The sequence below is a fragment of the Dyella sp. M7H15-1 genome (genome assembly GCF_004114615.1).
GTDB lineage: Bacteria > Pseudomonadota > Gammaproteobacteria > Xanthomonadales > Rhodanobacteraceae > Dyella_B.
Window position 1 is genome coordinate 3,180,329 of record NZ_CP035300.1, and the last position, 14,482, is coordinate 3,194,810.

The following is a 14,482-nucleotide window of genomic DNA, read 5'->3' on the forward strand; positions in this document are numbered from 1 at the left end:
AGAGACGAAGGAGACGGCCCGGATGGGCGAAAACGAACTCGATAGTGCGCTGGTTGAGCGTGTTCAAAATGGGGACAGGCGTGCTTTCGATCTGCTGGTGCGCAAGTATCAGCACAAGGTCATCGGCCTTATTTCCCGTTACGTGCACAATTACGCCGAGTGCGAAGACGTGGCCCAGGAGGCTTTCGTGCGGGCTTGGCGGGCAATCGGCTCGTTCCGGGGCGAGAGCGCTTTCTATACTTGGATGTACAAGATTGCCGTCAACACGGCCAAGAATCACTTGGTGGCCATGGGGCGGCGCCCGCCCATGGACGATATTGCGATCGAGGACGCGGTTTTCGTGCCTGGTGCCGATCGCATGCAAGAGGGAGCCACTCCCGAGCGCGAATTGATGCGTCATGAAATTGAACAAACAGTGTTTGCCACTGTCCAAGCTTTGCCCGAGGAGCTGCGGACAGCCATTACCCTGCGTGAAGTGGAAGGCCTCAGCTACGAAGAGATTGCCGAGGCCATGGGCTGCCCGATTGGTACGGTGCGTTCGCGCATCTTCCGGGCACGAGAGGCGATCGACGAAAAGTTGCGGCCATTGCTCTCAGACCGCAAGGATCGGATGTCATGAGTGAAGCGAACATGGAAAACCTTTCTGCGGCGATGGACGGGGAACTGTCCAACGATGAGCTGCGCTTCTTGCTGCGCCGGCTTGATTGCGATGTTTCGTTGGTGGATGCCTGGGCCCGCTATCACGTTGCCGGCGACGGTTTGCGTCGCGAGGTATCAGTCATGGCCGGCGCCGGTTTTGCAGCGCGCGTCATGGAGGTCATCGAAGGTGAGCAGGTCACTGTCGAAACGACGCCCAAGCGCCGTGACTGGCTACGCTTGTCCGTAGGTGGCGCCATCGCTGCCAGCGTGGCTGTCGCCGCCCTCATGATCTCGCAGCCTACAGCTCCCGATTCCGAATATGCCGCTCCGGCCACAGCCGGGGTGGCTCCGCAAAGTGCGCACGCAGGTGCGGCCTTGGCATCGGTCAACGCAACCCATGCAAGCAATGATGTACTGGCTGCGGTCCCGCCCTCGCTGAGCGCTTATTCGGCCTCCGGGCTGAGCCAGCGTGCATCGGTGACCTTGGGTGATCCTTCCGATAATCCATTGTTCCAGCAATACCCAGCCGGCCAGCGCTATACCACTCATGGCTACCGGACCTTGAACCATCGCGATGGTAGTTACCTGTTGCTGATCGACACACCGCAAGCCAAGGCTGTGGTGCAGAATCCGGCCTACCAGGTGGGTGCGGGGCGTTAACTCCCGTATCTTCCCGCGTACTGGCCGAGAGGCCTGGCCATCCCCTTATCTTTAGATTGCGTCCCTTCTCGTTCCAACCACAAGTCACGGAGCGGGAATGAGGTGCGCCGAACCAGGAGGAACCATGAGTCACCCCCGTCTCGTGAGCAACCGTCTTTTCAGCAGCCTGATGTGCTGTGCCTTGGTCATGGGGCTTGCCAGCCCGGGCATGGTGTGGGCACAGGCTGCTCCAGCGAGTGCTGGCTTGCCTGATTTCACGGGCATCGTGCAGAAAAATGCACCAGCCGTGGTGCAAGTCGAGGCGAAGTACACCGCTCGCCGTCCTAAAGGGGCTCGCGGCATGCCGCCGATGCAGGGCATGGATCCAGGGCAGGCCGAAATCTTCCGGCGTTTCTTCGGCATGCCGATGATGCCTTCGCCTGAAGATCAGGCCCGTACCTCACTGGGTTCGGGTTTTATCATTTCGAGTGACGGTTACATCATCACGAACAATCATGTTGTTGATGGTGCCGATACCGTCACGGTTCGCTTGCAGGATCGTCGTACCTTGACCGCCAAGGTGATCGGTACGGATTCCACCTACGACATCGCCCTGTTGAAGGTGACTGGCAGCGGCAGCCTGCCGGCAGTCATCATTGGCAATTCGCAGTCGCTGAAGCCCGGGCAGTGGGTGCTTGCGATCGGCTCACCATTCGGATTCGATTACACCGTTACCCAGGGCATCGTCAGTGCGGTGGGGCGTAACCTGGGTAGTCAGGACCAGCCAGCCACGTCTTTCATCCAGACCGACGTGCCAATCAATCGTGGCAACTCCGGTGGCCCGCTGTTCAACCTGCAGGGACAGGTAGTGGGTGTCAACTCGCAGATTTACTCCAGTTCCGGCGGCTACCAGGGTGTGGCGTTCTCGATTCCGATTGACCTGGCGATGAATGTGGTCGATCAGCTCAAGACCAAGGGGTATGTCACTCGCGGTCAGTTGGGCGTAGAGATCAAGCCGGTCGATGATGATGTGGTCAAGGCACTCAAGCTTGATCGTGCGCAGGGCGCCATTGTCGTGACAGTGTCTCCCGGCAGTGCCGCACAGAAGGCTGGCTTGCAGCCGGGTGACGTCATTCGAGCTTATAACGGCCGGACGATCGATCAGGGCGCGGATCTGCCGCCGCTGGTGTCCATGACCAAGCCGGGTACGACGGTGCCGATTCAGATCTTGCGAGATGGCAAGGACAAGACGCTCGACGTCACCATTGGCACCATGCCGCGTGACAAGAACGCCATGGCTGACATTGGCACGTCCGCTCCAAGCAAAGGGGCCGATGCGCTCGGTTTGACGGTGCAGGGTGTGGACCCGTCCACCCGCAGCCAGCTTGGCTTGCAGCCGGGTGAGGGCGTGGCCATCTCGAATGTGGCCGGTCAGGTCGCAGCCCAAGCTGGCCTGCAACCGGGTGACGTGATCCTGATGGTCAACCAGAAGAAGGTGGGCAGCGTGGATGCGTTCCGTGTCGCTACGGCCGATGTGAAAGCTGGGGATACCGTGCTATTGCTGGTCCGCCGTGGCGATACCAGCAATTTCATTGCACTGACCGTTCCCGACGACAACAAGGAAGGCTGAGCTGCCATCCCCGGGACCTGTCATTGAGGCGGGTCCCGGGTTCCGAGTCGCGGCCAGTTTTAGTCCGCATTCTTAATCCATGCAATAATGAGCGGCTAATATCATCATCCCGGTGATAGGCTGCCTGCGCGTCCTGCACGGCGGTGAAGCTGACAGCGTACTCCATGGAACTGATCCGCAATTTCTCCATCATCGCCCATATCGATCACGGCAAATCCACACTTGCCGACCGCATCATTCAGATTTGCGGCGGATTGGCCGAGCGCGAGATGGAGGCCCAGGTGCTGGACAGTAACCCGATCGAGCGCGAACGCGGCATCACCATCAAGGCCCAGTCTGTGTCGTTGCCGTACAAAGCGCGCGACGGCAAGACCTATCAGCTCAACTTCATCGATACGCCCGGTCACGTCGACTTCTCCTATGAAGTGAGCCGTTCGTTGGCCGCCTGTGAAGGGGCGTTGTTGGTCGTGGATGCGGCCCAAGGCGTGGAAGCGCAGTCGGTCGCCAATTGCTACACCGCGGTGGAGCAGGGGCTGGAAGTGGTGCCGGTGCTCAACAAAATCGACCTACCCACGGCAGATCCGGAGAAAGTGAAAGGCGAAATCGAGGCTGTCATCGGTATCCACGCTGAAGACGCGGTTGCGGTCAGTGCCAAGACCGGCCAGAACGTGATCGAAGTGCTTGAAGCCATCGTCGCGCGCATTCCGCCACCGAAACCGCGCGATACCGATCGCCTGCAGGCACTGATTATCGATTCCTGGTTCGACAATTACCTGGGCGTGGTATCGCTGGTGCGCATCATGCAGGGTGAAATCAAACCCGGCGACAAGCTGCTGGTGATGTCGACCGGCCGCGCGCACGAAGTCAGCGAAGTGGGCGTATTCACGCCCAAGCGCAAGAAACTCGACAAGCTTTCCGCGGGTGAAGTCGGCTGGATCACCGCCGCCATCAAAGACGTGCATGGTGCACCCGTCGGTGACACCCTGACCCAGGCGGGCAAGCCTGCGCCGCATCCGTTGCCTGGTTTCCAGACCATGCAGCCGCGCGTGTTCGCTGGCCTGTTCCCCGTTTCCGCCGACGATTATCCGGCGCTGCGTGAAGCGCTGGACAAGCTGCGCCTCAACGATGCCGCCCTGTTCTTCGAGCCCGAAAGCTCCGAAGCTATGGGCTTCGGCTTCCGCTGCGGCTTTCTCGGCATGCTGCATATGGAAATCGTGCAGGAGCGACTGGAGCGCGAATACGATCTCAATCTGATCACCACGGCACCGACGGTGGTTTATGAGATCCTCAAGACCGACGGCACCATCGTAGAACTGGATAACCCAGCACGTCTGCCGCCGACACCGCAGATCGAGGAGATCCGCGAACCCATCATTGTGGCGAATATCCTCACGCCGCCCGATTACATCGGTAACATCATCACGTTGTGCGAAGAAAAGCGCGGCGTGCAGCGTTCCATCCAGTACCTAGCCACCCAGGTGCAGATCAGCTACGAATTGCCGCTGGCCGAAGTGGTGCTGGATTTCTTCGACAAGCTCAAATCCGTGTCCCGTGGCTACGCGTCGATGGATTATCACCTGGAGCGTTTTGACGCAGGCCCATTCGTGCGCGTGGACGTACTGATCAACGGTGATCGCGTGGATGCACTCAGCCTGATCGTGCATCGCAGTCATGCCGATCGCCGTGGTCGCGAACTGGTCGAACGTATGAAGGACCTGATCCCGCGCCAGCAGTTCGACGTTGCGATCCAGGCCGCCATCGGCGCTCAGATCATCGCCCGTTCAACGGTAAAGGCACTGCGCAAGAACGTGCTTGCCAAGTGCTATGGCGGTGACGTCAGTCGCAAGAAAAAGCTTCTGGAGAAGCAGAAAGAAGGCAAGAAGCGCATGAAGCAGGTTGGCCGGGTTGAGATTCCGCAGGAAGCCTTCCTTGCCGTGCTAAAAGTGGACAAATAGCTGAAAGCTATGGAGTCATTGCATGGATTTTGATTTTTCGGCCATTTTGCTCGCCCTCACCGTATTGTTCGGTGTGGTTTGGGCTCTTGATCGCCTGCTCTTCTATAAGAAGCGCAAGGCGCGTTATGACGCTACCGGTGAGGAATACCAGGATCCAGCGCCGGTAGACTGGGCGCGCTCGCTGTTCCCGGTGATTTTTGTGGTGTTGCTGTTGCGCTCTTTTGTAGCCGAGCCGTTCCGCATTCCGTCGGGCTCGATGATGCCCACGCTGGATGTCGGCGACTTCATCCTCGTCAACAAATTTGCCTTCGGCCTGCGCCTGCCGGCCTTCAATAACAAGATTGTCAGCGTCGGCGAACCCAAGCGTGGCGACGTGGTGGTGTTCCGCTTCCCGGGCTATCTCTGCCGGGATGAAAGTGGCAACACCATCCGCAGCGGCGACATGACCTGCGCCGATGCGCATGCGCCGGTCGCCAGCCAGAACTGGATCAAACGCGTTGTCGGTATGCCGGGCGATACGATCGAAGTCCACGACAGCCAGGTCGTCATCAACGGCAAGCCCGTCGTGGATACGCAGATGGGCCTCTTTAAAGGCAACCCACGCCGGGCCGAGGACAACTACCTGCTCTACAACGGTGCCACGGTATGGAGCGAACAGCTCGGTACGGTTAATCATCTGATCGCCCGTATGCCTTCGCTGCAGACGCCGCCCATTCCGAACCCACGCGTGCCGTCGTTAGTGCCGCCGAACTGTTACATCGTCATGGGTGACGATCGTGAGAACAGCGAAGACAGTCGCTGGTGGGGCTGCATGCCAGAGGAAAATCTAGTTGGCAAGGCCTTCATGATCTGGTTCAGTTGGAAGGGTCTGCACACCGGCGCCGTGGATATCCACCGTATTGGCACCGTCATCCACTAAGGTAGCGTGCGTTGCCTTAATGTGGAACCGTGAACATGTCGCTGGCGGTATGCGCGCCGACCGGGCAAAGTATGTGTCACCGTTTCGGGAAGGGCGCGCCATCGTGGCCGCGTGGCCGCATCGCAAGGGGACTATGAAATCGAAGCAGACAGGCATCACGCTGATCGGATTCCTGGTGGTCTTGGCCGTGGTCGGCTTTTTTGGCTACATGGCAATGAAGCTGGTGCCGTCCTACACGGAGTACATGGGTGTGGTGAAGGCCATGAATCAGATTTCCAGTGAGGGAGTCGAAGGCAAGCCCCTGGATGAGGTTCGCCGTGAGCTCATGTTCAAGCTCGGGTTCCAGTACGTTGACGATGCCACCATCCACCCCGGTGACATCACCATTGGGCAAGGCGCTGGTGGCAATGAGCTGCGCGTCAGTTACGACAAAGATATTCCTTTCATGTATAACATCGATTTCCTGATCCATTTCGAAAAGAGCGTGCCCATCCAAGGCAATCTCGCAGTACCCAACTAAGCAGCACTTCATCAAGAACGCAGTGGAACTGGCTTATCACTTTCGCGATGCCGCGCTTGCCGCGCTTGCCTTGACACATCGTAGCGCAGGTAAGCCCAATAACGAGCGCATGGAGTTTCTTGGCGACGCCCTACTTGGTGCCATCGTTGCCGAGATGTTGTATGAGACCCACCCGGCGGCTAGTGAAGGCGAGATGTCGCGCCTTCGCGCGCAACTGGTCAATGGCCAGGCGTTGGCAGAGGTAGCGCGTGAGCTGGAGCTTGGCGACCGCCTCAAGCTCGGCTCCGGTGAACTGAAGAGTGGCGGTTTCCGGCGCGATTCAATTCTCGCCGATGCCTTCGAAGCGCTGGTGGCCGCGGTTTATCTCGACGGCGGGTTCGACGCCTGCCGCGCAACGGTAAGAACCTTGTTTGCCGACCGCATGATGGCCCTGCCGCGCTCTTCCAAGGACGCCAAGACACGCCTGCAGGAGTGGTTGCAGGCACAAGGCAGGCCGCTGCCGCACTACGAGCTGGTGGGGACCGAGGGCGAGGATCACGCCCGTATCTTCGAAGTGAACTGTGTGGTGATCGAACCGGCCGCTATGACGGCAGCGGGGCGCGGCAGCAGCCGGCGCCTTGCCGAACAGGATGCCGCCGAAACGATATTGAGCCGGTTGCTGGAAGCCCAGGAAGAATAGTCATTCCAGTGCCCATTCATCTGGGCCGTTTTTGAGCGTCCGCACCCGTCTCTGTACGGGTATTTGTTACTTATCAGTGGCGTTCGCCCATGCGCAGCGCCATGCTTATACCCGTCTACAAAGAGTGCTGTGTGCCATGAACGACGAACGCGACGACGACATCGCCGAGAACGAGTTGCCCCATCCGGATTTTCGTTGTGGGTTCGTGGCACTGGTCGGTCGCCCGAACGTTGGCAAATCGACCCTGCTCAACGCGCTGATCGGCTTCCGTTTGTCGATTGTCAGCCCGCGGCCGCAGACCACGCGCCATCGCATCCTGGGCATTGCAACCCATGAGGCCGGTCAGACTCTCTATGTCGATACGCCAGGTTTGCATCGTGGCGCAAAGCGTGCCATGAACCGTAGCCTCAATCGCGCCGTGCGCTCGGTCATCAGTGAGGTGGAACTCGCGGCACAGGTGATCGAAGCCGGTCGTTGGACCGACGAGGACCAGGCGCTCTATGAAGCCCTGGCCGAACAGAAAATTCCCCGCTTGCTGGTGATCAACAAGGTCGATCTCAGCAAGGACAAGGCGGCCTTGCTGCCTTTTGTTGCCGAGCTGTGCGAAAAGCATGGCTTCGAGGCCGTGCATTACGTCAGCGCACTCAAGCGCAAGGGGCTAGATACGCTCACGCGCGACATCCTCAGCCGCTTGCCGGTACGTGCGCCCATCTTCGGCGAAGATGAAGTTACCGATCGCAGCGAACGTTTCCTTGCGGCGGAAATGGTGCGCGAACAGTTGATGCTGCGGCTTGATCAGGAGCTGCCTTATGCCACCACCGTCGAGATCGAGCAGTTCAAGGATCGTTCGGATGGTGTGGCAGAAATCCATGCTGTGATCTGGGTGGAGCGTGATGGCCAGAAAGCCATCGTCATCGGCCAGGGCGGTGCGCAGTTGAAAGCCATCGGCACGGCGGCGCGTCGCCATATGGAGCGCATGTTCGATCGCAAGGTGTTCCTGCGGCTGTGGGTGAAGGTGCGCGAGGGTTGGGTGGATGACGAAGCCATGCTCAAACAGTTCGGCTATACCGACTGAACCCGCGGCTGAGGCAGTGGGAAAAGCTTCATGCTTATCGAACAACAACCCGCCTTCGTGCTGCACTCCCGCCCTTATCGGGAAACATCGTTGCTACTGGAATGCCTAACCCGCGATCATGGTCGCATCGGTGTTGTGGCGCGCGGCGTGCGCAGTCAGCGGGGGCGTTTGCAGCGGTCGCAACTGGAGCCTTTTCAGCCCTTGTTGCTGGATTTGCAGGTGCGTGGCGAGCTGGCGACGCTGCGCGCGGCGGAACCCGCCGGAGCGCCACGGCGCTTGCCAGGTGATGCAGGGTTGGCTGGCTTGTACATCAACGAACTGGTGGTGCGCCTGACCGAGCGGCAGGATCCGCATCCGTCGCTTTACGCGGCGTATGCGCAAACGCTGGCCCGGATGAGCGAGGGACCCTCGCTGGCTTGGCAGTTGCGTCGTTTCGAGCGCGACCTGCTTGCAGCGCTCGGTTATGCCCTGCAGCTCGAAGAAGAGGCTGATAGTGGTGAACCGCTGCAGGCCGATGCCCTGTACACGTATCGGCCAGAGCACGGCCCGATACGCTGTCGCGTCACCGATCATGGTGCCCTGCGTGGCTGTGACCTGATATCACTGCAGGAAGACCGCATGCCCGATGCACAGGGACTGCACGCCTTGCGCAGCATGATGCGAGAGCTGATCCGGTTTCATCTTGGCGGGGTGGAACTGCGCGCATGGCGTGTTCTACGCGGTGCCCTCACCCGGCGTTGACGTGCTCGAATGGGTGATGGTTCCTGTGTGGCTTTATGTCCGTATCGTTCAGCTTAGTTTGGCAGAATGTGTCGACATGATTTGTACACCACACCGCCTGCTGTTGTGCCTATGCGTTCTTTGCAGCCTCCTCGGGGCTGTTCCCGTATGGGCAGATACCGCGGTGGCTGCCAAGCGGATTGAGCTGCCCGGCGTGAGCCTGCAGGATGTGCAGGCTCGGTTTGTTCCCGGCTCCAACCCCCATACCGTGGCAGTAAGCCTGCATGCGAGCAAGGCCGACGTCCCGGCTTTTGGCTGGAAGCATGTCGGACTCACATTGAGCGGCAACCTGCACCGCGATGTCCAGATGCGCTGGATATTCGACGGTACGGTGCAACTCACGGGGGCGCCAGGCGGCGCGTTGGGCAACGCCACCGTCAACCTGATGGTAGATGCCTCGGCCAATACGCTCTCGGTGAATGCCGATCAGGGCGGCACGCATATCGGTACAGCTTTCCCGTTGGACCAGACCACCCACGCCCAGGTCCACCTGAAAAACCTTCCTGCAGGTTGGTTGCAAGGGATATTGGCGACGGTGTGGCCAGGGCACATCACGGGTGGAAAGCTGGATGCGGAGCTTGCTCTGGATGTGCGTGACGAAGGCTATCAGTCATCCGGGGATGTCACGGTTTCCGATCTGAAGTACCTGACTCCGGCAGGCAGTCCGTCAGGGGTGGGGGTAGCAGGACATGCGCGCTTTGCACTCGATGCCACCCGCCGCCCTACGCAGTTGTCGCTGAATGGTGCACTGCATGGTGGCATGTTGCAGTTTGGCCCCGTGTTCGCAAAGCTGCCCGCTCATGATGTCGTGATTGATTTAGGCGCGGATATGGAGAAGGGCGGCTTGTCCGTCAGCCATATGCATCTGGACGACGCCGATGCGCTACAGCTAGATGGCGCGCTTGCCATCGACGCCAAAGGGAACTTGCAAAAGGTGAGGCTGGATCATTTCCAGGCACGTTTCCCCGCTGCGTATGACCGCTACGGCCAACCGTGGCTGGATAGCGCCGTAGCCCCCAACCTGCATATCGCCGGGCAGGTCGATGGCCATATCGACTATGCACGCGAGAGCTGGCGCAGTTTCGCTTTCCATTCCGATGGACTGGATCTCGCAGACAGCGGCGGACAATTGCAAGCCACCGGCTTGCGCGGTGACCTGGACTGGTCGGCGGACGATGAAAGGTCGGTCACCCATCTCGGTTGGAACCAGCTCAAAATGCGCCAGTTCGCCATCGGCGCGGGGCAATCGCATTGGCGCAGCCGCAACGGCATGTTGAGTCTTCAGTCGCCGCTTGAGATACCTATCCTGAAGGGGCAGGTGCATGTCACGGCACTCGAATGGCGACCCGCTGCCCCCAAAGCCGAACGCTGGAATCTCACGGCGAATCTATCGGGCGTAGACATGCCTACGCTCAACCAGAGCGTAGGGTGGACGCCATTCGCTGGCACGTTGGATGGCAGCATTTCCTCCATCCAGTGGGTGGATGGGCATTACGCCCTGCAGGGCGAATTGACGATCAATGCCTTCGATGGCACGGCGGTCATCCGGCATCTATCCGTGCAGCAACCTTTCGACAGCAGTCCGGTGCTGGCGGGCGACATCAGCTTGTATCAACTGGACCTGGCTCCACTGGCCGACACCTTCAACTTCGGCGCCATGACCGGGCGGCTGGATGGATCGATCGACGGTCTGCAACTGGCCGGCGGCAACCCGGTCACCTTTAAGGCATCCTTACTGGCGCAGAACGGCGGGCGTATTAGCTTGCGTGCGGCCAACAACCTGTCCGTCGTCACTGGCGGGGCTCCTGCAAGTGGTTTCCAGGGCGCCGTGATGAAACTGTTCAAGACGCTCAGTTATAAGCGCATGGGCATCCACGGCAGCCTGCAGAATGGCGTCTGCACCTTCGGCGGCCTGAATGGCGACAACACCGGCTACACCATCGTCGAAGGCACGGGTTTGCCCTATCTGCATGTGGTCGGCGAGCAGACTCGGATCGAATGGCCAGTGTTTTTGCGCCGCCTGAAGGCGGCTAGCCAAGGCAGCGTAGCCGAGCGCTGAGAGCCCCGGCCTTGGCTGGTACCATGTACGGCTAGCAAGGGCTCATAGACCCGATTCCTTCCTTTTTCCTTGCCTGGGCTGGCCGGCCCGGGCGCCACGCTTTCCAAGAGTGCCGATGAACGAGTTTGAAGCCCCTATCACCGACTTGAGTCACGATGGCCGAGGTGTGGCCCGGGTCGACGGCAAGACCGTGTTCGTCAGTGGCGCGCTGCTGGGTGAGCAGGTACGCATGAAAGTCCGCAAGCGTCACCGCCATTTCGACGAGGCGGAAACGATCAAAGTGCTTACTCCCTCGCCGCACCGGGTCGAGCCGCGTTGCCGTCACTTCGGCCAATGCGGCGGTTGCTCGCTGCAGCATCTGGATGCTACCGCGCAAATCGAAGCTAAGCAGCGCGTGCTGGTCGACAACTTTGCCCGCATCGGCAAGGTGGAACCAGAAAACTGGCTGTCGCCGCTTACCGATGAAGCTTGGGGGTATCGCCGCAAAGGCCGCCTGTCGGTACGTGCCGTGGCGAAGAAAGGACGCGTGTTGGTCGGCTTTCGCGAGGAAAGCAATCCGCGCTTCGTCGCCGACATCACACACTGCGATGTCGTGCATCCTGCCATCGGCCCCAAGATTGGCCTGTTGGGCGAACTGGTGGGTAGCATGGATGCTGCCGCCGATATTGCGCAGATCGAATTTGCCGCCGGCGACGACACCGTTGCGTTGGTGTTCCGTCACCTCAAGCCGTTAAGCGAAGGCGATCGCGCCAAGCTGGTCGCGTTTGCGCAAGAACACCGTTTCGCCATCTATCTGCAGCCCGGCGGCATCAGCAGTGTGCATCCGCTTTGGCCTGAACACCCGCGGCTTGCGTTCCGCATTCCGGCAGACGATGGCGCGGAAGAGGTCGAACTTGAATTCCAGCCGCTTGATTTCGTGCAAGTCAACGCTGGCATGAATCGCCGCATGATGGCGCGCACGCTGGAGTTGCTCGACCTGCAGCCGCAAGACCGTGTGCTGGATCTGTTTTGCGGCTTGGGCAACTTTACCTTGCCGCTGGCACGACGCGTTGCCGAAGTCACCGGCGTGGAAGGCGAGCATGGACTGGTAGGGCGTGCCGCGGAAAACGCCGCACGCAATGGTATTGCCAATGCGCATTTTCACGTCGCCAATCTGTTCGAGGATCAGCGTGGCACCGACTGGGCGCGCAAGCCCTGGGACAAGCTGCTGCTCGATCCACCGCGTGCCGGCGCGGACAAAGTGCTGGAGTACCTGCCGCACAAGCAGACCGGACGCATCGTCTACGTATCCTGCCACCCTGCATCGCTGGCGCGTGACGCGGGCATTCTGGTCAACCAGCATGGCATGCGGTTGGTTTCGGCGGGCGTGATGGACATGTTCCCGCATACGGCACATGTCGAATCCATTGCGCTCTTCGAACGCAAGTAAGGACATCCCTAAGAATGGGTATCGAAATCGAACGCAAGTTTCTGCTCGCCAACGATGACTGGCGAGCAGCCGTCGCGCAGAGCAAGCATATCGCCCAGGGTTATCTGATTGACGTGCGTGCCTTGCGCGATGGCGCTGCTCGTGCTTCGGTGCGGGTGCGCATCAGCGGTGAGCAGGCATGGCTCAATATCAAATCGGTGCAACGGGGCATCGCCCGCATCGAATACGAGTTGCCTCTGCCATTGACCGACGCACAGTCCATGCTTGAAACCCTATGCGACGGTGTGCTGGAAAAGACCCGTCATCATGTGAAAATCGACGGCTGGCTGTTCGAGATCGATGAATTCCGCGGCGACAACCGCGGTCTGTTGGTGGCGGAAGTGGAGTTGCCCGCCATGGATGCCAGCTTCCCTCATCCGGCCTGGCTCGGACGTGAGGTCAGCAACCTCGAGCGTTATTACAACGTCAACCTGGTCGAACATCCGTTTGCCGCCTGGAGCGCCGACGAGCGCGACGCGACCGATGCACCCTCTGTCTACGGAGAGCATGTCTGATGTTGTTGATCGGCATCGGCGGTACCGAGCTGCAGCCGAGCGAACGTGCATGGCTTACCGCACCGGGTGTGGCGGGGGTGATTTTTTTCTCGCGCAATTACGCCAGCCGCGATCAGTTGCTCGCGCTGGTAGAGTCGATCCGTGCGGTAGTGGGTGAGGGTTTCCTGCTGGCCGTTGATCAGGAAGGTGGCCCGGTACAACGTTTCCGTGACGGGTTCACCCGCTTGCCGGCGTTGGCGAAAATCGGCGAGGTATACGATCGCGATCCTGAGGAAGCAATACGTCTGGCCGAGGAGCACGCCTGGGTCATGTCCAGCGAACTGCGCGCCAGTGGTATCGATTTCAGTTTTGCGCCGGTCGCCGATCTGGCGCGTGGCAATGCAGCCATCGGCACGCGTGCGTTCCACGCCGATCCGGCGGTGGCTGGCGAGTTGATCCATGCCTATGTGCGCGGCATGCATCTGGGTGGCATGGCGGCAGTGCTCAAGCACTTCCCGGGACATGGCTCGGTAGCGGTGGATACACACGAGGCCCAGGCCATGGATCAGCGCTCGCTGGAAGACATCCGCCAGAACGATCTGCGCCCCTTCGTCGAAGCTTTCTGCGCCCATGCCGAAGCAGTGATGATGGCGCACGTGGTCTATCCCGCCGTTGACGACCAACCGGCGGGTTATTCCCGACGCTGGATCCAGGACGTCCTGCGCAAGGGACTGGGTTTCCAGGGCGCCGTCATCGGTGATGACATCAGCATGGCCGCCGCTGGCATAGCCGGTGGCGTCAAAGAGCGCGTGCACGCGCACCTGGTGGCCGGCTGCGACCTGGTGCTGGCCTGCTTCCCCGAGGTGGTCGATGAGGCGATTGCCGCCATGCCGTCACCTTCCAAAGTCAGCATGCAACGTATTGCCGTCTTGCGCGGCGCCATCGGCGCTACCTGGGCTGGCCTGCTCGACAATCCGCAACGCGACCGTTTCGTTGCTCGTGTCACTGCACTCGACTGCTAAGGAATTGCCATGAATCCGTCCCTATCAACCCAGGCTCCGCCCACATTGACCAATGCACTGCTTCGCTCCGACGTGCTGTTCGAGAAGGAAGGGCTGGACACCCTGATCGCCGACATGGGGCGTGCCATTGACCTTGCTCTCGATGGCGAGCGCGCTGTGTTCCTCACTGTCATGAATGGCGCGCTGATATTTGGCGGACAACTCGCGTTGGCGATACGCACCGACCTGGAATTCGACTACGTGCACGCCACCCGTTATCGCGGTGCAACGGCAGGCAAGGATCTGCATTGGTTGCGCGAACCGGTCGTGTCGCTGGAGGGGCGCACGGTATTGCTGGTCGATGACATCCTTGACGAAGGCCACACCCTCAAGGCTGTGCGCGACGATTGCCTGCGCCGCGGCGCGAAGCGAGTGCTGGTCGCCACGTTGTGCCGCAAGTTGCATGATCGCTGTGTCGAAGGTATCCAGAGCGATTTCAATGGCGTCGATCTGCCTGATCGCTATGTCTTCGGTTATGGCATGGACTATTACGAGCAAGGTCGTAATCTGCCGGCCATCTACGCGTTGAAAGAATAGGCAGGGCAGCTTTGCTGCTTTCCTTTA

At 60.1% G+C, this 14,482-nt stretch carries 14 protein-coding genes; all 14 read left to right on the forward strand.

Features of this window, described 5'->3' with window-relative positions; all coding sequences use genetic code 11:
* Positions 1 to 22 precede the first annotated feature (22 nt).
* The 14 genes from rpoE (at position 23) to EO087_RS14645 (ending at position 14,455) form a co-directional block, all read left to right on the forward strand.
* Positions 23 to 619: an RNA polymerase sigma factor RpoE gene (rpoE, locus tag EO087_RS14580; RefSeq protein ID WP_128899501.1), complete on the forward strand. Its 597-nt coding sequence runs from the start codon at positions 23 to 25 to the stop codon at positions 617 to 619.
* On the forward strand, positions 616 to 1,299 hold the full coding sequence (locus EO087_RS14585) for a sigma-E factor negative regulatory protein (protein ID WP_128899502.1): 684 nt from the start codon (positions 616 to 618) through the stop codon (positions 1,297 to 1,299). Before rpoE ends, EO087_RS14585 begins: the two co-directional genes overlap by 4 nt.
* Before the next feature lie 142 nt (positions 1,300 to 1,441).
* Entirely contained in the window at positions 1,442 to 2,908 is a 1,467-nt protein-coding gene (locus EO087_RS14590) for a DegQ family serine endoprotease (protein WP_128899975.1), read from the forward strand.
* A gap of 149 nt (positions 2,909 to 3,057) precedes the next feature.
* On the forward strand, positions 3,058 to 4,863 hold the full coding sequence (gene lepA / locus EO087_RS14595) for a translation elongation factor 4 (protein ID WP_304988494.1): 1,806 nt from the start codon (positions 3,058 to 3,060) through the stop codon (positions 4,861 to 4,863).
* Positions 4,864 to 4,885: 22 nt separating this feature from the next.
* Positions 4,886 to 5,782, forward strand: a complete 897-nt coding sequence (lepB, locus tag EO087_RS14600; RefSeq protein ID WP_128899504.1) for a signal peptidase I — start codon at positions 4,886 to 4,888, stop codon at positions 5,780 to 5,782.
* A gap of 133 nt (positions 5,783 to 5,915) precedes the next feature.
* The gene (locus EO087_RS14605; protein ID WP_128899976.1) at positions 5,916 to 6,302 is read left to right on the forward strand and encodes a DUF4845 domain-containing protein; all 387 of its coding nucleotides are present in this window, start codon (positions 5,916 to 5,918) and stop codon (positions 6,300 to 6,302) included.
* Positions 6,303 to 6,324: 22 nt separating this feature from the next.
* Positions 6,325 to 6,981 carry a ribonuclease III gene (gene rnc, locus EO087_RS14610; protein ID WP_128899505.1) on the forward strand — a complete coding sequence of 219 codons (657 nt, stop codon included), beginning with the start codon at positions 6,325 to 6,327 and terminating at the stop codon, positions 6,979 to 6,981.
* A gap of 136 nt (positions 6,982 to 7,117) precedes the next feature.
* A complete protein-coding gene (gene era, locus EO087_RS14615; RefSeq protein WP_128899506.1) occupies positions 7,118 to 8,056 on the forward strand; it encodes a GTPase Era in 939 nt (312 codons plus the stop codon).
* A 30-nt stretch (positions 8,057 to 8,086) separates the two neighbouring features.
* Complete coding sequence (recO, locus tag EO087_RS14620; protein WP_128899507.1) at positions 8,087 to 8,797, forward strand: DNA repair protein RecO; 711 nt, start codon at positions 8,087 to 8,089, stop codon at positions 8,795 to 8,797.
* A gap of 193 nt (positions 8,798 to 8,990) precedes the next feature.
* Positions 8,991 to 10,895, forward strand: coding sequence for a DUF748 domain-containing protein (locus tag EO087_RS14625; RefSeq protein WP_240669067.1), 1,905 nt, complete (start codon positions 8,991 to 8,993; stop codon positions 10,893 to 10,895).
* Between the two features lie 115 nt (positions 10,896 to 11,010).
* On the forward strand, positions 11,011 to 12,324 hold the full coding sequence (gene rlmD / locus EO087_RS14630; protein ID WP_128899509.1) for a 23S rRNA (uracil(1939)-C(5))-methyltransferase RlmD: 1,314 nt from the start codon (positions 11,011 to 11,013) through the stop codon (positions 12,322 to 12,324).
* Between the two features lie 14 nt (positions 12,325 to 12,338).
* Positions 12,339 to 12,878 (forward strand): CYTH domain-containing protein, encoded by a 540-nt coding sequence (locus EO087_RS14635; RefSeq protein WP_128899510.1) that lies wholly within the window; start codon positions 12,339 to 12,341, stop codon positions 12,876 to 12,878.
* Entirely contained in the window at positions 12,878 to 13,879 is a 1,002-nt protein-coding gene (nagZ, locus tag EO087_RS14640) for a beta-N-acetylhexosaminidase (RefSeq protein ID WP_128899511.1), read from the forward strand. The genes EO087_RS14635 and nagZ overlap by 1 nt, the downstream gene beginning before the upstream one ends.
* 9 nt (positions 13,880 to 13,888) lie before the next feature.
* The gene (locus EO087_RS14645; RefSeq protein WP_128899512.1) at positions 13,889 to 14,455 is read left to right on the forward strand and encodes a hypoxanthine-guanine phosphoribosyltransferase; all 567 of its coding nucleotides are present in this window, start codon (positions 13,889 to 13,891) and stop codon (positions 14,453 to 14,455) included.
* Positions 14,456 to 14,482: the final 27 nt, after the last annotated feature.

What these genes read in the sequence shown, in the direction of transcription:
- rpoE (WP_128899501.1), top strand. Translation starts at nt 23, where the DNA reads ATGGGCGAAAACGAACTCGATAGTGCGCTGGTTGAGCGTGTTCAAAAT.
- EO087_RS14585 (WP_128899502.1), top strand. Translation starts at nt 616, where the DNA reads ATGAGTGAAGCGAACATGGAAAACCTTTCTGCGGCGATGGACGGGGAA.
- lepB (WP_128899504.1), top strand. Translation starts at nt 4,886, where the DNA reads ATGGATTTTGATTTTTCGGCCATTTTGCTCGCCCTCACCGTATTGTTC.
- EO087_RS14605 (WP_128899976.1), top strand. Translation starts at nt 5,916, where the DNA reads ATGAAATCGAAGCAGACAGGCATCACGCTGATCGGATTCCTGGTGGTC.
- era (WP_128899506.1), top strand. Translation starts at nt 7,118, where the DNA reads ATGAACGACGAACGCGACGACGACATCGCCGAGAACGAGTTGCCCCAT.
- recO (WP_128899507.1), top strand. Translation starts at nt 8,087, where the DNA reads ATGCTTATCGAACAACAACCCGCCTTCGTGCTGCACTCCCGCCCTTAT.
- rlmD (WP_128899509.1), top strand. Translation starts at nt 11,011, where the DNA reads ATGAACGAGTTTGAAGCCCCTATCACCGACTTGAGTCACGATGGCCGA.
- EO087_RS14635 (WP_128899510.1), top strand. Translation starts at nt 12,339, where the DNA reads ATGGGTATCGAAATCGAACGCAAGTTTCTGCTCGCCAACGATGACTGG.
- nagZ (WP_128899511.1), top strand. Translation starts at nt 12,878, where the DNA reads ATGTTGTTGATCGGCATCGGCGGTACCGAGCTGCAGCCGAGCGAACGT.
- EO087_RS14645 (WP_128899512.1), top strand. Translation starts at nt 13,889, where the DNA reads ATGAATCCGTCCCTATCAACCCAGGCTCCGCCCACATTGACCAATGCA.